The 22,408-nt window shown below is 31.7% G+C and carries 20 protein-coding genes; 4 read left to right on the forward strand and 16 right to left on the reverse strand.

The genetic code is table 11. The features are described 5' to 3' along the window. Positions 1-11 precede the first annotated feature (11 nt). The 11 genes from FG167_RS04865 to FG167_RS04915 form a co-directional block, all read right to left on the reverse strand. Complete coding sequence (locus tag FG167_RS04865; RefSeq protein ID WP_203460296.1) at positions 12-818, reverse strand: universal stress protein; 807 nt, start codon at positions 816-818, stop codon at positions 12-14. 5 nt (positions 819-823) lie between these two features. Beyond that, positions 824-2,416 (reverse strand): SulP family inorganic anion transporter, encoded by a 1,593-nt coding sequence (locus tag FG167_RS04870; RefSeq protein ID WP_203460297.1) that lies wholly within the window; start codon positions 2,414-2,416, stop codon positions 824-826. A 96-nt stretch (positions 2,417-2,512) separates the two neighbouring features. Continuing rightward, the gene (locus FG167_RS04875; RefSeq protein WP_239004445.1) at positions 2,513-2,752 is read right to left on the reverse strand and encodes a hypothetical protein; all 240 of its coding nucleotides are present in this window, start codon (positions 2,750-2,752) and stop codon (positions 2,513-2,515) included. A 104-nt stretch (positions 2,753-2,856) separates the two neighbouring features. Next, the gene (locus FG167_RS04880; protein WP_203460299.1) at positions 2,857-3,615 is read right to left on the reverse strand and encodes a tetratricopeptide repeat protein; all 759 of its coding nucleotides are present in this window, start codon (positions 3,613-3,615) and stop codon (positions 2,857-2,859) included. Positions 3,616-3,707: 92 nt separating this feature from the next. Beyond that, on the reverse strand, positions 3,708-5,480 hold the full coding sequence (locus FG167_RS04885) for a BatD family protein (RefSeq protein WP_203460300.1): 1,773 nt from the start codon (positions 5,478-5,480) through the stop codon (positions 3,708-3,710). A gap of 115 nt (positions 5,481-5,595) precedes the next feature. After that, positions 5,596-6,459: an aerotolerance regulator BatC gene (locus FG167_RS04890; RefSeq protein ID WP_203460301.1), complete on the reverse strand. Its 864-nt coding sequence runs from the start codon at positions 6,457-6,459 to the stop codon at positions 5,596-5,598. Between the two features lie 116 nt (positions 6,460-6,575). Beyond that, the gene (locus tag FG167_RS04895) at positions 6,576-7,616 is read right to left on the reverse strand and encodes a VWA domain-containing protein (RefSeq protein WP_203460302.1); all 1,041 of its coding nucleotides are present in this window, start codon (positions 7,614-7,616) and stop codon (positions 6,576-6,578) included. A 69-nt stretch (positions 7,617-7,685) separates the two neighbouring features. Then, positions 7,686-8,690, reverse strand: a complete 1,005-nt coding sequence (locus tag FG167_RS04900; RefSeq protein ID WP_203460303.1) for a VWA domain-containing protein — start codon at positions 8,688-8,690, stop codon at positions 7,686-7,688. A 3-nt stretch (positions 8,691-8,693) separates the two neighbouring features. Next, a complete protein-coding gene (locus FG167_RS04905) occupies positions 8,694-10,403 on the reverse strand; it encodes a BatD family protein (RefSeq protein ID WP_203460304.1) in 1,710 nt (569 codons plus the stop codon). A gap of 47 nt (positions 10,404-10,450) precedes the next feature. Further along, on the reverse strand, positions 10,451-11,317 hold the full coding sequence (locus FG167_RS04910) for a DUF58 domain-containing protein (protein ID WP_203460305.1): 867 nt from the start codon (positions 11,315-11,317) through the stop codon (positions 10,451-10,453). 109 nt (positions 11,318-11,426) lie between these two features. After that, on the reverse strand, positions 11,427-12,431 hold the full coding sequence (locus tag FG167_RS04915) for a MoxR family ATPase (RefSeq protein WP_203460306.1): 1,005 nt from the start codon (positions 12,429-12,431) through the stop codon (positions 11,427-11,429). A 170-nt stretch (positions 12,432-12,601) separates the two neighbouring features. Here FG167_RS04915 and FG167_RS04920 point away from each other — a divergent pair, with 170 nt between their 5' ends. The 4 genes from FG167_RS04920 (at position 12,602) to FG167_RS04935 (ending at position 16,132) form a co-directional block, all read left to right on the forward strand. Beyond that, the gene (locus FG167_RS04920; protein WP_203460307.1) at positions 12,602-13,474 is read left to right on the forward strand and encodes an aldo/keto reductase family oxidoreductase; all 873 of its coding nucleotides are present in this window, start codon (positions 12,602-12,604) and stop codon (positions 13,472-13,474) included. A gap of 110 nt (positions 13,475-13,584) precedes the next feature. Further along, positions 13,585-14,337, forward strand: coding sequence for an SDR family NAD(P)-dependent oxidoreductase (locus tag FG167_RS04925; RefSeq protein WP_203460308.1), 753 nt, complete (start codon positions 13,585-13,587; stop codon positions 14,335-14,337). Then, the gene (locus tag FG167_RS04930; RefSeq protein ID WP_203460309.1) at positions 14,334-14,963 is read left to right on the forward strand and encodes a hypothetical protein; all 630 of its coding nucleotides are present in this window, start codon (positions 14,334-14,336) and stop codon (positions 14,961-14,963) included. Before FG167_RS04925 ends, FG167_RS04930 begins: the two co-directional genes overlap by 4 nt. A 35-nt stretch (positions 14,964-14,998) precedes the next feature. Next, positions 14,999-16,132: an ATP-binding protein gene (locus FG167_RS04935; protein ID WP_203460310.1), complete on the forward strand. Its 1,134-nt coding sequence runs from the start codon at positions 14,999-15,001 to the stop codon at positions 16,130-16,132. Between the two features lie 167 nt (positions 16,133-16,299). Here the strand turns inward: FG167_RS04935 and FG167_RS04940 are convergent, their stop codons facing one another. The 5 genes from FG167_RS04940 to FG167_RS04960 form a co-directional block, all read right to left on the reverse strand. After that, on the reverse strand, positions 16,300-17,493 hold the full coding sequence (locus tag FG167_RS04940; protein WP_203460311.1) for a DUF1501 domain-containing protein: 1,194 nt from the start codon (positions 17,491-17,493) through the stop codon (positions 16,300-16,302). A gap of 2 nt (positions 17,494-17,495) precedes the next feature. Continuing rightward, positions 17,496-18,869: a DUF1800 family protein gene (locus FG167_RS04945; RefSeq protein ID WP_203460312.1), complete on the reverse strand. Its 1,374-nt coding sequence runs from the start codon at positions 18,867-18,869 to the stop codon at positions 17,496-17,498. 146 nt (positions 18,870-19,015) lie between these two features. Beyond that, positions 19,016-19,621, reverse strand: coding sequence for a hypothetical protein (locus FG167_RS04950; RefSeq protein WP_203460313.1), 606 nt, complete (start codon positions 19,619-19,621; stop codon positions 19,016-19,018). A gap of 11 nt (positions 19,622-19,632) precedes the next feature. Further along, positions 19,633-20,574: an OmpA family protein gene (locus FG167_RS04955; RefSeq protein ID WP_203460314.1), complete on the reverse strand. Its 942-nt coding sequence runs from the start codon at positions 20,572-20,574 to the stop codon at positions 19,633-19,635. Between the two features lie 177 nt (positions 20,575-20,751). After that, positions 20,752-22,305 carry an aldehyde dehydrogenase family protein gene (locus FG167_RS04960; RefSeq protein WP_203460315.1) on the reverse strand — a complete coding sequence of 518 codons (1,554 nt, stop codon included), beginning with the start codon at positions 22,303-22,305 and terminating at the stop codon, positions 20,752-20,754. Positions 22,306-22,408 lie beyond the last annotated feature (103 nt).

Below are 22,408 nucleotides of genomic sequence, written 5' to 3' on the forward strand. Positions count from 1 at the left end.
GTTTTTATTTATTAGAATACTAGTTTTGTAGTATCTGGATTTTTCTCTCCGGTTAGTAATAAGGAAACATTCAATTTATTCATAATGTCTCTTTTTGTTTTGTTGTTTTTATCTAAACACATCAAGTTTATTTTATTTTTTGATACGTACTTAGATACACTTTCTAATGCTTTATCACTTTGTTCAAAAACATATTCAAAGGTGTTTATTTCAGCAGTAACATCCACTGTTGAATTACTATTCGCTGCTTTAACGATAATAAATGTCTTAATTGGTAATTTTGTTTTACTAATTAATTCTTCGATACCATTAATGTCTAAGGTTTTATCTATAGTATTTAAAACTCCTAATGCAACTTCTTTATTTGGTTGCAACGCATCTTTACCTGTTGTAATCATAACAGGACCTTTGTGTGTTTTTAAAACAAATTCTGTGATATTGTCTCCTATAAAGTTAAGTTTTTTTGCTTTCCTTTTACCAAGAACTATAATATCTGGTTTATGTTCTTGTATATAGCTTTCAATTTCATGCTTTAAATTACCAAAAGATAATTTATAATCGATAGGCATATCAAACTCCTGACTTACAGGTTTTACAATACTTTCTATAAGTTTATCTGTAATGAGATGCTTTTCATTAATAGAACGCATAGTAGACAACTGATTATCTCTATCGACAATTTCTGTTGGTCTTTTTATATGAAACAACGTTATTTCACCACCAACCATTTTTGCTAAACCTACTGTACTTTTTAAATCTAACTCTGTAGTTTTTTTTAAATCTGAAAGCAGTAATATTTTGTATTTATTATTTTTCATAGGATTTAACTTAAACTAATATTAGATTTTGGTCTTAATTGAAAGAACTCGATAAAGCTTGGCGGATTTTCAACAACTCCACGTTTTGAAATTAATTTGATATCAATGTTTCTTTCCTTTGCTTTAAAAGCAAAATCTTCAAGAATTTCAATAATATCGTAATCCAGAAACCTTGTTTTTCTAACATCAAATTCTAAATACGTATCTCTTGGTAAGCTATCTAATTCTTTTAAAATAGCTCCTTTGTTAAAGAAGGTTACTTCTTCAGCTAATTCCATTTTAATTCTATGTTTTCCATTACTATTATCTTCAATATGAAGAAAGTGCGAGTTTTGGTAGCTTTTTAATAAAATAACAACAATACCAACAGCCAATCCTAAACCAATACCTACTAATAAATCTGTAAATACAATTCCTATAACCGTTACAAAAAACGGAACAGATTGTTTCCAACCTAGACTGTACATCTTCTTAAATAACGATGGTTTTGCTAATTTGAAACCTACAATTAATAAAATAGATGCTAAAACAGATAAAGGAATTTTATTAAGTAAAGAAGGAATAAGTACTACTGATAATAATAATAAAAGTCCGTGAATGATAGTCGATAGTTTCGTTTTTCCGCCAGATTGAATATTAGCAGAACTTCTAACAATTACTTGCGTTATTGGAAGACCACCAACTAATCCAGATAATATATTACCTGCACCTTGCGCCAATAATTCTCTATTAGTAGGTGTCACGTTTTTGTCTGGATCAATTTTATCCGATGCTTCAACACACAATAAAGTTTCTAAACTTGCTACTAAAGCAATAGTAAAAGCAACAACCCATACTTGTGGATTTGTAATTGCTGCAAAATTCGGAAAACTAAACTGTCCGATAAAAGAATCTAAATCTTCTGGAATTGGAACACTAACCATGTGGTTTGCTCCAATAGATAATACCTCGTGATTTTGGGTAAGCATAAAAAATATGATACCTAATACTACCACTACAAAAGGGCCTTGAATCACTTCGAAGAACTTTCCTTTTTTACTCAATATTTTATCCCAAAATATTAAAAGTAACAAACTAATAAGACCAATTAAAGCAGCTCCTGGATGAATATTATTTAGCATCGTAAACAATTCTGAAAAGGTATTTCCTCCATCTATTTCAAAAAACTCTAAATCCCAAGCTGACGCTTCATCGTAACCAAAAAAGTTAGGGATTTGTTTTAAGATAATGATAATACCAATACCTGTAAGCATTCCTTTAATCACCGATGACGGAAAATAATAGCCAATAATACCAGCTTTTAGAATACCAAAAATTAATTGAATAACACCTCCTAAAACAACAGCAACTAAAAAGTTTTCATAACCTCCTAAAGTTCCAATTGCTGTTAATACAATTGCTGCAAGTCCGGCAGCAGGGCCACTTACACCAATTTTAGAACCACTTAAGGCTCCTACTACTATTCCTCCTATAATTCCGGCTATAACTCCTGAAAAAAGTGGGGCTCCACTGGCTAATGCAATACCTAAACATAAAGGTAATGCAACAAAAAACACGACGACACTTGCAGGCAAGTCGCTTTTTAATGTTTTAAACATATATACATACTGATTTTGCGCTGTTGATTCTTTTTTTATGATCAATAGCTATTTTTAATATTTTTTTGGGACAATAAATGTCTAACGAATAAAATATTAAATAAAATCTGGTGGTGGAGAAATGATGTTAAAATGCGGGTTTAGGTAATCTTTAAAGAAATAACCTAATTCATTATTTTTAAATAAATCGCTTAAAGGAATAAATTCGTTGTTCGTTTCAGAAAAAACGAGTTCAAAATTATTGTTTTCTTCCTCTTCAGAAAGGCTATAAAAAACAGAAATATCTATCGTATCATCTAGTGCTATAATTATAGATGGCATAGTAATAATTGCCATAAATAATACAGTAAAAAATATAGAAATGTTCCTTTTTGGCATCCTTTAAATTAAATCAAGCTGCAAATATATAACTATAGAATTGTTTTATTGTTAAGGAAAAATTAAATTTCATTTAATGCTTTAATATCATCATTAGAAATCCAACCCACTTTACCATCTGTAAGTTTAATTTTTTTCCAATTATTTACCGTGTCTAAAATTAAAACTTTAGTTCCTTCATGTAATCGAAACGATTCTTCGCTTCTTAAATTAGGTTCGCTTTTAACCTTAGCTTCTTGTGAAAACACAATGGCTGGTTTATTCTTTTTATCGATATCAAATTTATGAAACGCAAAAAATAAAGAGATAGATGCTAAAAATAAAAAACTAGAACTACCTATAAAAGCTAACCTTTTTCTTGTTGTTGAATAGCTGAAATAATACAATAAAGACAATAATACAAATAAAACCACAGCAATAACCGAAGCATAAGCCCAGCCATTAAAACTAAGCGTATTTGTAAGATTTTTAAATAGTTTAGTAAAACCTACTTCTGGCACAACATCTATAGCATCTACAGTCATATTTCTTGCAAAAGCGATATTGTTTTGTATTTCTTTATCGTTAGGGGAAAGCTGTAATGCCTTTTCATAATAGTAAATACTAGGTGCAATATTATTTAGTTTATAATGTGCATTTCCAAGATTAAAATACAAAGAAGCAGAATGTTTTTTAGCATCTAAAATACTTTCATATTTAGCAATTGCTTCCGTAAATTTCCCCTCGTTATATAACGTATTTCCTTCTTCAAAAAGCGTGTTATTTTGTGCTACAGAAAGCGTAGTTAGTAAAAAAGTTAGTATGTAAATTATTTGTTTCATTTGTATTTTCTATAAAACCCCTTCCAACATAGATTCGATGTCTCGGAATACATTCACCTTCCTTTATTATTCTAGAAAAGGAGTTTAAATGTTTATCTTATTTGCTTATCGATTTCAGAAATGGTTCTGGATGCTTTTTCATAATCTTGTTGCATTTCAACTTGTGTAATTGGTGTATATCGTGCCAATTCGCAATTTTTCAAGATACTTACAAACTCTAAAACGGTCGTGTTTTCTACTTGTCGTTCATTTAATATTTCTGTAATCGTATCTTTAGTGAAATCACTAGTTTCTATTTGTAACTTGGCTTTTAAATAATTATGTAATGCCTTTTCAAGCGCTACATAAAAAGCTTCTTTTTGTCCTAAGGCACGTTTTGCTGCACTTAAATATTTTTTCGCTAGCTTATCTGCTTTTCTAACTTTATTACCTGTAACATCTGCCATACGTTCTTCACGTTTGTTTCTAAAGACAATAGCTAATGGTATTGCTAAAAGCGGACCTAATAAAGCGGTCCAGAAGCCTGTAGATTTAAAGAAATCCTTTTTTGTAGTGCTAACTAAATTCGCGTTGGTTTTAATAAATGCAAATTGATCATTACTTAAAACGGGTTGTTTATCGCTTCCGTTTGTAATAGCATTATTGGTTGTTCCCTCGTTATTGGTTGGCCCTTCTAACACATCAATTATTAACTCATCAGAGGAAAGTGTTTTGTAGCTTTCGGTTTTTAAATCAAAATAAGAAAACGAGATACTTGGTAAAGGGTATTTTCCTTTAAATTGCGGAACAACCGTATAGCTCTGGCCACGTGTTCCTTGCATTCCGTTTATGGTTGTTCTTACATTATCTGTGTTTTCTGGTTCATAAACCTCTAAGGAACTAGGAAGGCTTAGTTTTGGTAATTCGAATAGTTTTAAGTTTCCATTACCGGAAACAGCAACGGTTGCTTGTAAGGATTCGGATGCATTTAATGCTGTTTTAGAAGTCGCTACTTTAAAATCGAAATCACCAACCGCTCCTGTAAAATTGGCTGGTTTATTATTTTCTGGTAACGGTTTCACATTAATTTTTCTACTTCCAGCAGAAATGGTTTTGTGCGCTTGCGTCATTAAACGTTCTCCAAAAATATTTCGTCTGCTTGTAGGAACATCAACAGTAATATCTAAGCTTAATGGTTCAATTTCTAGCTTTCCTGTTTTTTGAGGATAAAGTACTGTTTTACGTAAAACAACATATCTATAGTCTTCACCTTTATAGGTTCCTTTTAAAATTTTTAAGCCTTTTATATCTATGTTTTGTGACCAGAAATCATTGTATCTCGGACTATCTGTTTCTCGCCAATTACTAACTCCGGTATTTGGTGAAACGTACAATTTATAGACAACGGTTATTCCTTCGTTTAAATAAGGGTTTGTTTTAGATACTTCTGCAACTAAATGAATATTATCTTCTATTAAAATATCCGGATTATTAGGGTCATTTGGCTTGCTTACCGCTTTAGAAACAACGACTGTTATTGGCGTTGTTTTATAAGTTTCTCCATTAATTTCTATAGTAGCTTGATTAATGGTAAATTTCCCTTGTTTTTTTGGTGCTAAAAAGTAACTATAGGTTTTATTGAATGATTTTTTTCCATTCATCCAAGAATGACTAACAGACTGGTTTGGACCTGCAACTACAGTGAAATCTTGAAAGCTTGGCGGGTTAAAATTATCGCCATCCTCATTCATCTCAAAATCAATACGTAAACGTTCATTAACACCAAGTTTCTTCTTGCTTGTTTTTGCTTCAAATTTTACTTGTGCAGAAGCGATACTTGTTGCAAGTAGTATAAATAGTATTGTTATGTGTTTTATTGTTTTCATAAGCCCTTTCTGTCCTTCGGACATCTTTCCCTTTGGGAAAGAAAAGATTTCATTTTAATGATTTATATTTTTTAATACCTACGCAGGACTGAATACTGCGATTGTAAACTGAAATTTACCAATCTTTTTCGGTTTGTACTCTTTCTCCTTTTGTTTTTTGAGCATTCATTTTATCTTGTACTTTCTGCTCTTGATCATTCATTGCTTCTAGCAAGTTTTTCACTTGCTGTGGTGATAATTGTCCGGGTTGTGGTTTTGGTTGTTCTTTTTTCTCATCTTCACCACCTTTCCCTTCATCTTCTTTTTCATCTTTAGGATTGCCTTCTTCGTCTTTTTTATCCTCGCCTTCCTTCTTATCTTTTTCTCCGTCGTCTTTAGGCTCTTCGTCTTTATTTTCGTCTTCCTGATCTTTTTTATCTTCCTTATCCTGGTCTTGATCTTTTTGATCTTGTTCCTGATCCTTGTTATCTTCGTTTTGATCTTTATTCTCGTCCTGCTTATCTTGTTCTTCTTGTTGCTGCTCTGCACATTCTTTTGCTAAAGCATAATTATAACGTGTTTCGTCATCGGTAGGATTATTTCGTAATGCGTTTTTAAAAGCTTCTGCTGCTTCTTTACATTGCTTATCCTGCATGAGAATATTACCTATATTATGGAATGCTCTATGTTTTTCGTCTTTAGTAGTTGCATATTTTGCAGTTTGTTTTAAACGATATAATGCTTCATCAAAAATGCCTTTTTTGTAATACGAGCTCCCTAAGTTATACGCTCCAACGGTATAGTTTGGTTGCTCAGACATGGCTTTTCTATATTCCATTTCTGCCGAAACATAATCTTCATTAGCTGCCAAAATGTTGGCATCATACACTAAATCGTTCGCTTTTTTTTGCGCAAGCATTTGCTGTTCTTCTTTTTCTTTGTCTTGGGCAAAAGAAGAAATGCTAAAAAGGGCTACTATGATTATTACTATGTGTTTCATTTTGATTTTACTAAATTATAAAACTCTAGGCTTGGTTCTAGTTAAAGATTTTATAAATTATTTAACTGGTTAATTCATGAAAGACCTTTCGACTGTACTCCAGGTGACATTCTTATTTATAGGTTCTCGTTGAATAGGTTTAACTTTTTCAGCCAAGCTGTTTTTCGTTCTAATAAAAAGACATCAATAAACAATAGAAATATTGCTAATCCTATAAACCATTGAAATTGGTCTTTAAAATCTGCAAACTCTTTGGCTTCAAATTCTGTTTTATCCATTTTGTTTAAAATGTCTCTAATGGTGTCCACTACTTCATTCGTATTTCTTCCATTAATATAAACACCGTTTGCTTCTGCAGCAATGCTTTTTAAATTTTCTTCGTTTAAGCGTGTTATTACCGTTTCGCCTTGTCTGTCTTTTTTATAATTTAAAACTACGCCATTTCTTTTTATTGGTATTCGACCTCCTTTAATATCTCCAACTCCAATGGTGAAAATTCGGATTCCTTCTTTACTCGCTTCTTCTGCTGCACGAATAGCCGATTCACCAAAATGATCTTCCCCATCTGAAATAATGATTAAAACCCTATTAGTCTGCTCTTCATTATCAAAATAGGTTTCTGCTAATTCTATAGCGCCATTAATTGCTGTTCCTTGCGAAGACAACATATCTGTATTCATGTTCTGCAGAAACATTTTTGCTGCTGCATAATCTGTGGTTATTGGTAATTGCGGAAATGCTTTTGCTGCATAAGCAATAATACCAACTCTGTCACTGGCAAGATTATTTATAATTTGCGTTACTAGTTGTTTCGACTTATCTAATCTGTTTGGTGCAATGTCTTCTGCCAACATACTTTTAGAAACATCTACAGCAAATACAATATCTACACCTTCGCGTTTTACGGTTTCTAGTTTAGTACCAACCTTTGGGTTTACTAAAGCAATTGCTAAACTAGCAAATACCAGACACCAAATGGTTACTTTTAATACGCTCTTAAAAAGGGATTGATTCGGACTTAATTTTTTTAGGCTTGCTTTATTGGCAAAGTTTTTTTGTGCTTTATGTTTCCAAATTTGAAGCACCAAAAATAGTAGGATTATCACTGGAATAATCACTAAAACCCAAAACCATATTTTTTCTTCTAATTGATACATGTTTACTTTCCGCAAAAGCGGAAATCTTTTTAATTAATATTTATTTAAAACCTTGTAAGAAAGTCATAATTACACAAAACTTCTAAAAATAGTGAAACGCAGTAATAATTCTAATGCTAATAAAAGTCCTGCTAATAATACTAACGGACGATATTTTTCTTCGTAATTATAAAATTTAAATTCTTCGATTTCTGTTTTTTCTAGTTTGTTTATTTCATTATAAATTTCGGCAAGCTTCTTATTGTTTGTTGCTCTAAAATATCTTCCTCCAGTTGCATCTGCAATTTCTTGAAGTAGGGCTTCATCAATTTCTACTTGTACTCTTGCGTATTGAAAAGTCCCGTTTGGATTTGTTGCGTAAGGAGATAGCGCCATTCCGTTTGTACCTATCCCTATTGTGTATACTTTAATACCATATTCTAACGCTAATTCACTTGCAATTTTAGGATCTATAAAACCAGAATTGTTAACTCCGTCTGTAAGTAATATAATTACTTTACTCTTGGCTTTACTATCTTTTAAACGGTTTACAGAGGTTGCTAAACCCATTCCTATTGCAGTTCCTCCTTCAATAATCGTGTTGTATTTTATATCGTTAAGCGATCGTATTACAATTGCTTTATCACTAGTAATTGGTGTTTTTGTATAACTTTCACCAGCATATTCTACCAAACCAATTCTATCATTTGGCCTTCCTGCAATAAATTCTGCTGCAACTTCTTTTAAAGCCTCTAAACGATTAGGTCTTAAATCTTTCGCCAACATACTTGCCGAAACATCTATTGCCATCACAATATCTATACCTCGAGTGGTTTTTGTTTTTGTTGAAACATCTACCGTTCTTGGTCTTGCCATTGCAGTTATTAATGCTGCTAAAGCTGCTAAACGCAAAGCAAATAACAAGTGCCTTAGTTTTGGCAACCAAGAGTTGGTTACTTTAAACCCTTTTAAACTGGATATCTTTAATTCTGCTGTTTGCTTATTATGCTTAAAAACATACCATAGCAATGCTAATGGAAGTAATAAAAACAACCAGAAAAATTCTTTATTTAAAAATTCTATTCCTTCAAACATGGTTTAATTTTCTTCTTGTTCTTTTTTTGCAACTTCTTCTTTTACAAGTTCTACAGAATTAACAATTCTTTCTGCAATTTCTTGTGCATAGACATCTCCCTTTCTATATGTAATGGCAATTTCTTGTATTACATTTTCTGCCGTAAAATGTAAAAGTACATATTCGCCATCATAATATTTATCTGTATTTGCTACAGGAAGACTCGCTGTTCCATAGGTTTTTAATCCTTCGGCATTATTAGGAGTTACAAATTTTTCTTTTTTAACAAGTAAATTGCTAACGCCTTGATTTTCTAATTGCTGAATTGCCTTTTCGGAAACTTGATTTAAATCTATTTCTTCTTGACCTCCCTGTTTTTCGGGACCTTCTTGTGGACTAACTTTTAGCGTAGAGAGTTTAACACTTAAGGCTTCTGAAACATTACCAAAACTAAAAACAGTCATCTGTAATTTTGCTTTTATTTCTTCGGGAATTGGTGGATTATCTCTTTTTAAAACTTCTGGTGTGCTAATAGTAATTGCTGGAAAACCATAATCACTTGTTACCCAATCACCTTCTAACAACTCTTTACTTTCATTACCAATAATAGTATCTTTTACATAACCAAAACCGTATTTTAAACCAAAGCCTACAAAAGTGGCAATACAAAGACCTACAACTATTGCTGCTGTAATAATTATCTTATTGCGTTTTTGTTTTTTCTCTTGTAGTTCTTGATATTTTTGGTCTTGTAGTTTTTCTTCTTCGGTTGGTTCTGGCAACGCTTCTTTTACTTGATCTATCTCTAAATCAATAGTATTTCTATCTAATTTTGCTAGCTCTACATCTGGAGCAGACTTGGCAAACTTTACTAAATCTGCACGCTTTAAAATAGTTTCAATATTTTTAATATCGTCTTTAGTAATATCTATTTGGTTACCATCTTTAAGGATGTTTAATCGTGTTATCAACTCATCGGTTGTACTCTCTAATGCGCGATCATATACTTTTTCGTCTAGATATTTTCTAATAATAAAGGTTAACTCGGAATAGTAATCTTTTAATTCTGCATTTTGCAAATAGTTGGTTTCATCTAAATTTTGCAGTGCTAATTTCGCTCTATCATAAGGCGGAAGCAATGCAATTTTCTCTTCTTTTGTAAGTGGTTTTGTTCTCCAAATAAACCAATATAATAAGAAACTTAATAAAGATAAAACTAGTAACGTTAGCAAAAGATATTTCCACCATTGACTCGGACTTTTCTCTACTTCAATAATTGGTTTAATATCGTACAACCCTTGTTTTGTAGTGTCTACTACAATATTTTTTACCTCTATTTGTAAAGAATCGGTTTGAAATACTTTAGTACCAATTACAATTTTCTGTCTTGGAATAGTAAATGCGCCAGAATCAAATTGTGTTAAACCATACTTTTTAATTAGTTTGTATTTAGCATCTTCTTTTGTGGTATCTATAGCATAAGATTGTATCATTTCTAAAGGAAGAAATGTTTGTCCTTCCGGAAAAACCACAACATTTGTAGTATCTGTTTCTACTTGTACTTTATAGGTTATTTGCTCTCCTATTTTTATGGAAGTAGAATCTATTGTTGCAGTTACTTGCGCTGCTAAAAATAAAGGCAAAAGTAAAAAGGCAAAAGTAAAAAGACCCGAAAACGGAAGACCGAAAACGGAAGCATTTGTATTATTATATCTAAAATTCTTACTCTTCATATTAAAAATAGGTTTCAATTTCCCGTAACCTGACATTATCTTATTAATTATCCTCTTCTTTTAAAATAACCTAAAAGCTTTTTTACATAACTTTCATCTACTCTACAATCTATGGTTCCTGCTCCAGACTTAGCAAAACTATCTTTATAATATGCTACTTTTTCATGATAGAATTTCGAATAGTTTTTACGTACGGTTTTAGATTGTGTATTTACCAAAAGGAACTCTCCTGTTTCTTCATCTTGCATTTGAACCATACCAATGTTTGGCATTTCTTCTTCGCGTTTATCAAATACTCTAATTCCGGTTACATCGTGTTTTCCTGCTGCTATTTTTAAGGTTTGTTTATAATCGTCTGCAATAAAATCGGAAAGCACAAAAACAATGGCTTTCTTTTTCATTACGTTACGCATAAACTTCAATGCTTCTGCAACATTAGTGCCTTTACTTTTTGGTTTAAATTCTATAAGCTCACGAATAATACGCAATACATGCGATCTTCCTTTTTTAGGCGGAATATAAAGTTCTACGTCGTCGGTAAATAAAATAAGCCCTATTTTATCATTATTCTGTGTTGCAGAAAATGCTAATGTTGCTGCGATTTCTGTTACCACTTCATTTTTAAATTGCTCTTCGGTTCCAAATAATTCCGATCCAGAAATATCCACCATAAGCATCATAATAAGCTCCCGTTCTTCTTCAAAAACTTTAATATGTGGAAGATTGGTTCTTGCCGTTACATTCCAATCTATATTACGAACATCATCGCCATATTGATACTGTCTTACTTCAGAAAAAGTCATACCACGACCTTTAAAGGTAGAATGGTATTCTCCTCCAAAAATATGATCAGACAAACGGCGTGTCTTAATCTCAATTTTTCGTACTTTTTTTAGTAATTCTTTGGTATCCATCTATTTAGTAAACAGTTTTCAGTCGCAGTATTCAGTTTTCAGTTTCTATGTATTCAGCATTTAGTAAACAAATAACTGAATACTGCAACTGAATACTGAAGACTCCTTTTTATGGTACTTCAATTTCATTAACAATCTTGCTAATAATGTCTTCTGAAGTTACATTTTCAGCTTCTGCTTCATACGTAATACCAATTCTATGACGTAATACATCGTACACTACAGCACGAACATCTTCTGGTATTACATAACCTCTTCGCTTAATAAACGCATAACATTTTGCAGCGGTTGCAAGATTAATACTTCCACGAGGGGAAGCTCCAAAAGAGATTAATGGTTTTAAATCTTCTAATTTATATTTTTCTGGGTAACGTGTTGCAAAGATGATATCTAGAATATATTTTTCAATTTTCTCATCCATATATACTTCACGAACCGCTTCTTGTGCTCTAAGTATTTGCGATACCGAAACCACCGGGTTTACTTTTTCCCAAGATCCTTTTAAATTCGCTCGCATGATTAATTGTTCTTCTGCTTGCTTTGGGTAATCAATAACTGTTTTTAGCATAAACCTATCCACTTGCGCTTCTGGTAAAGGATATGTTCCTTCTTGCTCTACAGGATTCATCGTTGCCATTACCAAGAATGGTTTATCCAATTTAAAAGTTTCGTCACCAATCGTTACTTGCTTTTCCTGCATTGCTTCTAATAAAGCAGATTGCACTTTTGCAGGCGCTCTATTAATCTCATCTGCTAGCACAAAATTTGCAAATATTGGACCTTTTTTAATTTTGAAGTCGTTTTCCTTCATATTATAAATCAAGGTTCCAGTAACATCTGCAGGTAATAAATCTGGTGTAAATTGTATTCTACTAAAACTTCCAGATACCGCTTGAGACAGTGTATTAATTGCTAATGTTTTTGCAAGACCCGGAACACCTTCCAATAAGATATGTCCTTGACCTAATAATCCTATAAGTAATCTCTCGATCATGTCTTTTTGACCAACAATTACTTTATTCATTTCTAGTGTTAGTAAATCTACAAAAGCACTCTCTTTTTCAATTTTCTCGTTAATTGACTTAATATCAACTGTACTTGTATCTTCCATCATTTTTTAATTTTTAAAGGCATGAATTTATCATTCATAATTTCGAGGTGTAAATTTGTTAAAATTTTTGATGTGTTGCTGTTAATAATTGGTTAAAAATTGTAGTGTTTAATATATGTTTAAGCCTTTTTCTTTTCTATTTTTAATGTTCCAAATAAAAAAATGATGAAGAAATGATAAAGAATAAATTTTCTAGAATTATTGCCGGAGCTATGACTTGGGGAGACTGGGGAAAGCAACTATCTAAAAAAGAGATGATTACACTCATGCATCATTGTGTAAACCAAGGTATAACTAGTTTTGACCATGCAGATATTTATGGGAGTTATACTACAGAAGCTGCTTTTGGTAACGCTTTCGCGGAAAGTGGTATCGCACGAGAAAAAATACAATTAATTAGCAAATGTGGTATTCAATATGTCAGTGAAAACCGTAAAAATGAAGTAAAACACTACAATTTTAGCAAAAATTATATCATTTGGTCAGCGGAAGAATCGCTAAAAAAGCTAAAAACGGAGTATTTAGATCTCTTTTTACTGCATAGACCTAGTCCGTTAATGCAACCCGATGAAATTGCGGAAGCAGTTTCCATATTAAAAGCACAAGGAAAAATAAAAGATTTTGGAGTTTCCAACTTTACCACATCGCAAGTAGATTTAATATCTAAATACACAGAAGTTTCGGTAAATCAAATAGCATTCTCCTTAACCCAAAACCAAGCGATGCATGATGGTGTTTTAGATCAAATGATGCTAAATAACCTGACATCAATGGCTTGGTCTCCTTTAGGAAGTGTATTTAAAGAAGATACCGAACAAACCAGGCGCATACACAAACAACTTGGAGAATTATTAGAAAAGTATAATGCCACCGAAGACCAACTGTTACTTGCTTGGATTTTAAAACATCCTGCTAATATTCATCCTGTAATAGGAACCACAAACGCAAAGCGAATAGAAAATGCCGTGAAAGCAATTACTATAAAATTAGAATTAGAAGATTGGTTTAAAATTTTAGTGGCTTGTCAAGGACATAAAGTGCCTTAAATAAGTTGGCAGTATTCAGTTGCAGTTTGCTTACTCGAATATCAAATAAAAATATTAATTAAATAAGAAAAAGATTTCCACCTTCGTGGAAATGAAAAATAAATTTTTCAATGAAAAAAACAGCCTTAATAACAGGAGCAACAAGCGGTATTGGTAGAGCAACAGCCCATGAGCTTGCAAAACACGGTATTAACTTAATACTTTGTGGAAGAAGACAAGAACGCCTAGACACCATACAACAAGCGCTAAGGAAAGAAACCAACGTACATACTTTAAATTTTGATGTTCGCGATAAAGATGCGGTTTTTAATGCCATCGATTCACTTCCTGAAAATTTTAAACAAATAGATATTTTAATAAATAATGCAGGAAACGCACATGGTTTAGACCCTATTGAAACAGGAAATCTAGACGATTGGGATGCGATGCTGGATATTAACGTAAAAGGATTACTGTATGTGAGTAAAGCGGTAATTCCTATAATGACAGAAAGAAATTCTGGTCATATTATTAATATTGGTTCTTCTGCTGGAAAAGAAGTGTACCCAAAAGGAAACGTGTATTGCGGTAGTAAACATGCTGTTCTAGCAATTACAGAAGGTATGCGAATAGACCTCAACCCATACGGAATAAAAGTTGGCGCCATTAATCCCGGATTAGTAGAAACCGAATTTTCTCAAGTCCGATTTAAAGGAGATGCCATTGCCGATAATGTATACAAAGGCTACAAAGCGTTGCAACCAGAAGATATTGCAGACATCATCTATTTTGCCATAACACGTCCTGCACATGTAAATATTGCAGACTTATTGGTGTTCTGTACAGCCCAGGCTAGTAGTACTATTGTGAAAAAGGAGATATGATTAAATGGTTACAAAAGGAATGGGGAAAATTAGCTTCAAAATATACGGAAGACAAGTCTACTATTGAAGACTATTGGAATGAGATTAATAAACAGTATTCTTTAAACTCTAGACACTACCATAATTTATCTCACCTGTATAATATGCTAAATCAATTAGAGAATTATACCGATGAGATAATGCACTTAGATTCTTTAAAATTTGCTATTTGGTATCATGATATTATTTATAAATCTTCAAAAAAAGATAATGAAGAAAAAAGTGCTCTTTTTGCTAAAAAACGTTTAAAACATTTAAATATTGATGATAAAAGCATAGAAATAGTTCAAAAATTAATAATTTCAACAAAAAAACATGAAATTATTTTACCCAATAATAATGACAATGCATATCTTTTAGATTTAGACCTATCTATCTTAGGAACAGATCATAAAAAATACCAAAGCTATATTCAAAATATTAGAAAAGAATATAAAATCTATCCTGATTTCATGTATAAACCAGGAAGAAAGAAAGTTTTAAATCATTTTTTAGAAAGAGAAACATTGTATTTTACAGATACTTTTAAAAACAAATACGAAGTACAAGCAAGATTAAATATAAAAAACGAAATAGATCTTCTATAAATTAATAAGATTCCTGCTTTCGCAGGAATAGGAACATGATTAACAAACGCTTACTTATTAAAAACCTATTAGCTCACAACGATGAGAACAGTTTTTATGATAAAAAGCGAAAAATAAATATTGACCTAAGAGAAGGAAAAGCGAAATTTTTAAAACATGTTTGTGCGCTTTCTAACAGCAATCCGAAAAACAACTCCTACATAGTCATTGGTGTAGAAGATGAAGACAATACTATTGTTGGCGTTGATTTTTTTGATGATTCTAAAATTCAGAATTTAATAAATGCATACTTAACCAATCCGCCAATTGTGCAGTATGAGAATATTCCTTTTCCACATTTACCAGATGACAAAGTAGTTGGTCTAGTAACTATTCGGCCAATTAATAGTTTAACCTCGCTTCGCAAAAACATCTGGAAATATTATGGAGGTACAGTCTTTTTTAGAGATGGTAGCATAAGTATGCCAAAGGTTTTTAAAAGTGATATTATTGATGTAAATTCTAAAATTGTAGAAGCGATTGAAAACCATTCGCAAAACAACATTCAACACACTCTCGATAGCGTTTTTACTTTTTTAAATAAGCGGAAAGATTACCATCCTAAATACAAAGTCTTTAAAGAATATTTTGTGCTTTGCTGGTCTGGACAAAAGAAAATTATAGGTAATAAAACCTTTTATTCTAGAGTAGATATTGAAATGGTTAACGAGCAAGTGCGTTTGTTTTTTTCCACCTTAGACGAAGTAGCAATAAGCTATGATGAAGATAGTTTTAAAATTATTGAATACGTAAACCTTAGTCTACAAAACACATCTAAATACTATCCTTTAGAAGAAACTTTAATTCATTTTGAAAACAACGCAAGCTATAATATTGAAACTAATTTACTATTTGAAGCTCCTCAATTGGATAAAAAAGTATTGCATCATATTTACAATGCAAATAATGCTTTATTAGAAAAATTAAAAAAAGGACAAAAGCTGCGTAAAAACGAAGAGGTCGATTTAATGAATCTTCCAGAATCCTATTTAATTTGTTATTTAAATAATTTTCACGAAGCTATAGACAAACTTACCGAAGCAAAACCATTTTTAAAAACCTATAGTAACGACGCTTATCTTTATTACAAAGAATCTTTACGCATATTACGAAAAGTGAAGTATAGCTAAACACCAACTATACAAAAAACACTACCAATTATATACTTCTCACTACCAAATACATATTTACCATGTATTTATCACTTTGATTTTTATACATTTACATTGCTATTAATCAACAGAGTACTTTAAACCTTGTTTCTTTCTTTATTCGTTTAAAGATAGATACAAGGTTTTTATATAAAATCTAACTCCTTAAAAGATTTATTCAATATTTTTTTATCGTTTACTTTTAGCCATTTTTTCAATATAGTTGCATAAATAGTTCTAAAATCTATTTCATATTTTAAATCGCCATTAGCATCTAAATCGCTAAGACTTGCTAAATCATTATACAAACCTTGTTGCTTTAAATTTTCGCCAATAACAAAAACATTATTTGCAGCTCCATGGTCTGTACCATATCCAGCATTTTGTTTTACGCGTCTACCAAACTCCGAAAAAGTAAGAATCAACGTATTTTTAAATGAATTATTTCTTTTTAAATCGCTCACAAAAGCAGACACACCATTAGCATAAAGATCTAATAAGTGTTCCTGCCTATTTACTTGTCCGGCATGCGTATCAAACCCACCTAAACTTGCATAATACACTTTAGTATCTAGTCCCGAATTAATAAACTTTGCTATCGTTTTTAACTGACCAGCTAATGGGTTTTTTGTTGGATAGATCTCTTTAGAATTATAGCCTTTGGTTTTTTCGAATAAGTAATTCGCAGATGATTTTGCATCAATCATTGTTTTATATAAATACCCTAAATTATGCTCGTTTAAATGATTACTGTTCTGATAATCTAAAATTCTATTAAAATTAGATTCATGTAATAATTTATAAAGCGAAGAAGAGCTTCTAGTTGCAATACCATTTTTAATTTCACCTTTTAGCGCTAAGGATAAACTATCATCAATTTCTATTGCTTGATGCGCTTTTTTACCATATTCATCTAAATATCGACCTATCCAACCCGTTTGTGTATATTCATTAGAACTACTAGCAGATTGCCAAATATCTGTAGATCTAAAATGTGATCTACTTGGGTTTGGGTAACCAACATTATTTATTATACTCAAATCTCCTTGATCATATAATTTTTTTAATGGTAACAGTTTTTTGTGAAAGCCTAACTCGTCATTTAGTTTAATAATTTCGTTTTTATTTATAGCAATTTCCGGTCTTGCTTTATAGTATAAATCGTTTCTATATGGCACAATTGTATTTAATCCATCATTTCCGCCAGATAATTGTATAACTACTAACTTATTATATCCTAAGCCATTTAAATCTACATCCTCAAGTGCTTTTAAAAAGTTTGGGACAAAAAATAAACTGCTAGCTAATGCTGAATTTTTTAAAAATTTTCTTCTTTCCATAATTAGCACATTTGATATTCAGGAAGACTCATTATTTTTGATAAATTTTTCCTTTTTGTTAATCTACCAAGTGTCTTTAAATAATTTTGTGTCCCAAGATTTATTTCACTTAAAATTAGAGAGGAAATCAAATCATTGGATGATACTTTTTTAACCGCTTGTTGATACGATTTCCAATCGACTCTTACATCTAACTTTTCTTGGTATTTATTTTTAACAGACACTAACTTAAATTTATCTGTAAAATTTCCTTTAGGCTGAATGGTAAAAGACTCTTTCTCCAATAACATTGTAGGTAGTTTTATTCGAACTAAAATACTATTGGTATTTATCCAGTTTTTTCCCCCTTTCCATCCTGCTACATTTGTTGGGTACAATAGTTTTTGATCTAGAATTATTTGTATTTTCAATAGTTCTTTTGTTTTATTAAATTTTATTGGAATTATTTTACCAATACCTATCAATAACTCTATTGGAGACTTAATTTTAGTTCCAATATTTTCCTGGTTATAAAACCAATCAGACCCAAAAACATAGCGCATTAAATTTTCTATATTATAATCTTTATAAAACACTTCGGTCATTAAATTCACATGACTAATATTAATCTCTTCATTTACAAAATACTTGTAAACCTTCTCACTAATAAATCGCGCACATTGTTTTTGCTTTAAAATAATATCTATAATTTGATCTCCTTCAAAGTTGCCTTTTTCTTCAAAAAAAGTTTTTATTTCAGGATCATGCTGCTTATCATTAAATACAAATTGGGATTTAAAATTATATCGATAACCAGTAAATGCTCTAGCGCTTTCTTTGATATCCTTTTCGGAATAATGACCTGTTCCTAGCGTAAATAATTCCATTAATTCTCTAGCAAAATTCTCGTTAGGCTTGGATTTATTGTTTTGATTTAAATTTAAAAATTGAATCATTACAGGCTCTCTGGATACCGCTTTAACAAATTGTCTAAAATCACCTAACGCATGTTTTCGTAGTAGGTTATTATATTGTTCTACATTTTTAATTCTAGCATCTTTTGCAACAAAATGATTTGCCCAAAACAGCGTCATTTTCTCTCGCAAAGTTTCTTTTGAAGTTGCCAACCTATTAAACCAAATATGATTATATTTCTTCATCAAATTTGCGTTCAAAAGATTGTAGTCTTTTTTTACCTCTGGAGATTTTTTTATTGCTTCCTCTTTAAAAGTATCTAGACCCGTTGTGTTTATGCGTAATAGAGATGTTTTTTTAGATTCTAAAAACAAATCATTAATTATTTGTTCTTTACTTTTCGCAGCAAGCAGATCTAACTGTTTAGGCAACAGTCCAAAACCCGCTCTCCAATATAAATGTAATATGTGCTTTTTGTTCATGTTTATAAAACTAACTTAACGCCAATGTGCAACATTAAAGTTATCAAAAATCTAACCAAACCATAAATAACATTCATAATTTAATTATAAAAAAAACCGTTTTAGACTACTAAAACGGTTTTATATTTGCTTGAAAAACAAAGAGATTACTTCCCTCCATCCAATTTATCTTGCCAATCAGACAGCTCTTTCCATTTTCCTTGAAAGGCCAATAAAGCTTGCTTAGGCCAAGTTCCAGGTTTATGTATTTTATATCTATCTCCTCCAGAATTTAAAACTTCTTGGCATTTTTCTAAACTACATTGGGATAATGCTTGCCATGTTTTTACATCATGTGTATGAAAAAGCTCTTTTATTTTTGGACCTATACCTTCTACAACTGTTAGGTCATCTTGTTTAATTTTTTTTCCAAACACAGCTTTAGCTGCATCTGCATCAAAGGTTATTTTTGCTACAGAAGCTACTCCTGCTGCAAAAGAGGAAACAGCTGTTCCTGCCCCTGAAGATTTACTAGACTTGCACGCTTGTAAATCTGCTTCTAATTTTGTTATTTTATTCTTGTATAGATTTATATCAGAAAACTTATCTGATTTACAAGTCTCTAAATCTGCTTCTAGCTTAGCGATTCTATTTTTATAAACATCTTCACTAACAGCGTTGCCGTTGCCTCCAGATAATAATTTACCTAGTAAATATCCTAATAAGGCACAAATTGCGCCAACCAATAATGGAATTAATATACACCAATTCATATTCTATATTTTTAAGTTTTAGTTTCGTTAATTGTTACAACGGTTCTTCTATTTTTAGCCTTACCTTCTTCTGATGCATTATCTGCAATAGGTTCATTAGGTCCTTTAGATGTTGTTTCTATGTTTGTACCTAAAATACCGTTTTGTATTAAATAGCTTTTAGCAAAATCTGCTCTTTGCTGACCAAGCATTACATTATTAGCCGCATTTCCGGTATTATCTGTATGACCAACTACTAGTACTTTTACACCTAGTTTATCTACACATCTAGAAATATTAGCTATTTTTTCACGTTGCGATCTTGTTAAGTTAATTTGCGCTTGTCCCGTATTAAAATACAATACCAACGGATTTGCTTTTAAAGCTTCACAAGCCGCTTTTAAAACCTCTTCATTTACTTTATCATCTTCAGAAACCGCAAACAATTCATAATGAACTGGACCAAAAAAGACTTTATTTTCATCAGCAATCATACTATCTTTTAATTCCCCTTTCGTATCTATAATTTTTGAAGAAATGCCTTGAGATACAAAATAGTTTTTAACAGCATTTGCCCTAGCTAGACCTAAATTAGGATATGCTGAATTATTTTTTTCCCCACTCGTATAATAACCTATAGTAGCTATTCTTTTGGAAGGGTTTGCATCAAAATACGCTTGAAGATCTAAAACAACATTTTTTAATTCCTCTGAAACAGGTTCTAAAACCCTAAAACTAGAATCTTTAAAATGGAAGTTGTCATTACTCTTAAAAGCATAATCACCATCCATAATAAAAAAAGGATTTAACGTTGCTTCCATCACATTCGGAGCTTCTACTACAGTCTTTTCATCTCCTTTTTTATGATCGCAGCTTTCGGCATTGCAACAATTGCAACATAGCCACCAACACAAAATAGTACCAATGATAATAGTAAGCAAAATACCGATTAGGTAAGATGTTTTTTTACTCATTCGTTATTTATCTTATAAGTTATTGACTATTAAGGTATTGAATTTTTAACATATTATTCCTTTTTAATGTTTAAGATTGTTTTTAAAATCGACTAATGGCTTAAATCTCTCGTTTTTAAACAAAAAAAAGCCACATCTTTCGATGTGGCTCTTCCAAATGTATTTTAATTTATACGACTATAGATCAAATTTAATACCTTGTGCTAAAGGTAATTCGTCTGAATAGTTTATGGTATTCGTTTGTCTTCTCATGTATACTTTCCATGCATCCGATCCAGACTCACGTCCACCACCTGTTTCTTTTTCACCTCCAAAAGCTCCACCAATCTCCGCACCAGAAGTTCCGATGTTTACATTTGCAATACCACAATCTGAACCAGCATAAGATAGAAATTTCTCTGCTTCTTTCAGTTCGTTGGTCATGATTGCTGAAGATAATCCTTGAACAACGCCATTCTGTTTTGCAATAGCATTTTCCACTTCTCCAGAATACTTCATTAAATATAAAATTGGAGCAAAAGTTTCGTGTTGTACAATTTCAAAATGGTTTTCAGCTTCAATAATTGCTGGTTTTACGTAGCAACCAGATTCATATCCTTCACCTTCTAAAACACCTCCGTCAACTAATACATTTCCACCTTCCGCTTTTGCTTTTTCAATAGCAGCTAAGTATGTGTTTACAGAATCGTGATCGATTAATGGTCCAATATGATTCTTTTCATCTAAAGGATTACCAATTGTTAATTGCCCATAAGCGCCAACAATAGCATCTCTCACCTTATCGTAAACAGATTCGTGAATAATTAATCTTCTTGTTGAAGTACAACGTTGTCCGCAAGTTCCAACAGCTCCAAATACAGCACCAGGAACTACTACTTTTAAATCTGCAGTTGGTGTAATAATAATCGCGTTGTTTCCTCCTAATTCTAATAATGATTTCCCAAAACGTTCTGCAACAGTTGCTCCAACTATTCTTCCCATTCTTGTAGATCCCGTAGCAGAAACAAGTGGAATTCTTGCGTCTGTAGTCATCATTTCACCTACTTTGTAATCCCCATTTATAATAGAAGAAATACCTTCTGGTAAATTATTTTCTTTTAAAACTCCTGCTATAATATTCTGACAAGCAATAGTACACAAAGGTGCTTTTTCAGAACCTTTCCAAACACAAACATCACCACAAATCCAAGCTAAAGCTGTATTCCAAGCCCAAACTGCAACTGGAAAGTTAAATGCAGAGATAATACCAACAACACCTATTGGGTGCCATTGTTCTCTCATTACGTGTCCTGGTCTTTCTGAAGGAATCGTTTGTCCGTTTAACTGTCTAGATAAACCTACTGCGAAATCACAGATGTCAATCATTTCTTGAACCTCACCATAACCTTCTTGCAAAGATTTTCCCATTTCGTAAGAAACTAGTTTCCCTAGAGGTTCTTTTAATTCTCTTAATTTATTTCCAAACTGACGTACAATTTCCCCACGTTGTGGCGCAGGCATATTTCTAAAAGATAAAAATGCTTTTGTTGCAGCATCCATTACCTTATCATAGTCTTCTCTTGTTGTCGTTTTTACTTTTCCTATTAATTTTCCATCTACTGGAGAATAAGACTCAATAACATCTCCGTTCGAAAAATTATTAGAACCTGTTGATGTTCCATCGTTAACCGCTGCAACACCTAATGCTTTTAATGCCTCATCCATTCCGAAATCTGTAGAAATAGCTTTCATATTTGTTTATTTTTTACGAATTATTTAATTTCTCTCAAAGATACTAATTATTTACCTGTTGAACCCTTGTTTTATTTCTTAAAAATATTCGTTTTAATACACA

Source organism: Lacinutrix sp. WUR7, assembly GCF_016864015.1.
Classification (GTDB): Bacteria; Bacteroidota; Bacteroidia; order Flavobacteriales; family Flavobacteriaceae; genus Oceanihabitans.

Bases quoted from the DNA above. Each gene is read 5' to 3' on its own strand.
- FG167_RS04865 (WP_203460296.1), bottom strand. From the start codon at position 818: ATGAAAAATAATAAATACAAAATATTACTGCTTTCAGATTTAAAAAAA.
- FG167_RS04870 (WP_203460297.1), bottom strand. From the start codon at position 2,416: ATGTTTAAAACATTAAAAAGCGACTTGCCTGCAAGTGTCGTCGTGTTT.
- FG167_RS04875 (WP_239004445.1), bottom strand. From the start codon at position 2,752: ATGGCAATTATTACTATGCCATCTATAATTATAGCACTAGATGATACG.
- FG167_RS04880 (WP_203460299.1), bottom strand. From the start codon at position 3,615: ATGAAACAAATAATTTACATACTAACTTTTTTACTAACTACGCTTTCT.
- FG167_RS04885 (WP_203460300.1), bottom strand. From the start codon at position 5,480: ATGAAAACAATAAAACACATAACAATACTATTTATACTACTTGCAACA.
- FG167_RS04890 (WP_203460301.1), bottom strand. From the start codon at position 6,459: ATGAAACACATAGTAATAATCATAGTAGCCCTTTTTAGCATTTCTTCT.
- FG167_RS04895 (WP_203460302.1), bottom strand. From the start codon at position 7,616: ATGTATCAATTAGAAGAAAAAATATGGTTTTGGGTTTTAGTGATTATT.
- FG167_RS04900 (WP_203460303.1), bottom strand. From the start codon at position 8,690: ATGTTTGAAGGAATAGAATTTTTAAATAAAGAATTTTTCTGGTTGTTT.
- FG167_RS04905 (WP_203460304.1), bottom strand. From the start codon at position 10,403: ATGAAGAGTAAGAATTTTAGATATAATAATACAAATGCTTCCGTTTTC.
- FG167_RS04910 (WP_203460305.1), bottom strand. From the start codon at position 11,317: ATGGATACCAAAGAATTACTAAAAAAAGTACGAAAAATTGAGATTAAG.
- FG167_RS04915 (WP_203460306.1), bottom strand. From the start codon at position 12,431: ATGATGGAAGATACAAGTACAGTTGATATTAAGTCAATTAACGAGAAA.
- FG167_RS04920 (WP_203460307.1), top strand. From the start codon at position 12,602: ATGATAAAGAATAAATTTTCTAGAATTATTGCCGGAGCTATGACTTGG.
- FG167_RS04925 (WP_203460308.1), top strand. From the start codon at position 13,585: ATGAAAAAAACAGCCTTAATAACAGGAGCAACAAGCGGTATTGGTAGA.
- FG167_RS04930 (WP_203460309.1), top strand. From the start codon at position 14,334: ATGATTAAATGGTTACAAAAGGAATGGGGAAAATTAGCTTCAAAATAT.
- FG167_RS04935 (WP_203460310.1), top strand. From the start codon at position 14,999: ATGATTAACAAACGCTTACTTATTAAAAACCTATTAGCTCACAACGAT.
- FG167_RS04940 (WP_203460311.1), bottom strand. From the start codon at position 17,493: ATGGAAAGAAGAAAATTTTTAAAAAATTCAGCATTAGCTAGCAGTTTA.
- FG167_RS04945 (WP_203460312.1), bottom strand. From the start codon at position 18,869: ATGAACAAAAAGCACATATTACATTTATATTGGAGAGCGGGTTTTGGA.
- FG167_RS04950 (WP_203460313.1), bottom strand. From the start codon at position 19,621: ATGAATTGGTGTATATTAATTCCATTATTGGTTGGCGCAATTTGTGCC.
- FG167_RS04955 (WP_203460314.1), bottom strand. From the start codon at position 20,574: ATGAGTAAAAAAACATCTTACCTAATCGGTATTTTGCTTACTATTATC.
- FG167_RS04960 (WP_203460315.1), bottom strand. From the start codon at position 22,305: ATGAAAGCTATTTCTACAGATTTCGGAATGGATGAGGCATTAAAAGCA.